The sequence below is a fragment of the Vibrio cincinnatiensis genome (assembly GCF_022113815.1).
In the GTDB taxonomy this organism is placed as follows: Bacteria; Pseudomonadota; Gammaproteobacteria; order Enterobacterales; family Vibrionaceae; genus Vibrio; species Vibrio cincinnatiensis_A.
The window spans coordinates 1-585 of sequence record NZ_SGOM01000078.1; the positions used below are offsets into that span (position 1 = coordinate 1).

The window sequence follows — 585 nt, forward strand, 5'->3', positions numbered from 1 at the left end:
GCGGGCGTTATGCCTCAAGGAGAAACTGTAGTGCAAGGATTTGAAATAAGTACAGATAATAATAGGCTCGATTTTAAGGTGATTTACGAATTTATCTCTCAAAGCTACTGGGCTGCTGATATTCCTAAAGCTATATTAGAAAGAGCCATATCAAACTCATTTTGCTTTGGGGTTTATGATCCAATTGGACATCAAGTTGGATTTGCTCGCTTAATTACAGATAAAGCAACCTTTGCCTATTTAGCCGACGTGTTTATTATTGAGTCTCAAAGAGGTAAAGGTTTAAGTAAATGGCTAGTTGAAACAATAGTTACTCATCCAGAGCTTCAAGGATTACGGCGTATGGTTTTGGCGACAAGGGACGCTCATGGACTGTATGCTCAATACGGTTTTAAACCTGTTGAAAATCCAGAGGTTTTGATGCAAATCTGGCAGCCAAATATTTATCGTGAGCCAAAGGCATAACAAACGCTTCAATGGGGACAGCCAACGCTGGGCATTTTTGGTTTGAATGAACATTTGAGGTTATGCCTGTCCTGTTTGAGTGCAGGTGTTTTACGTTGTCTGCCCTTTAAGCGGGCGTTA

At 40.7% G+C, this 585-nt stretch carries 1 protein-coding gene; it reads left to right on the forward strand.

What is annotated here, in order from left to right; genetic code table 11:
* Nucleotides 1–30 precede the first annotated feature (30 nt).
* Nucleotides 31–465, forward strand: coding sequence for a GNAT family N-acetyltransferase (locus EXA13_RS16680; protein WP_238134103.1), 435 nt, complete (start codon nucleotides 31–33; stop codon nucleotides 463–465).
* The last annotated feature ends 120 nt before the right edge of the window (nucleotides 466–585 follow it).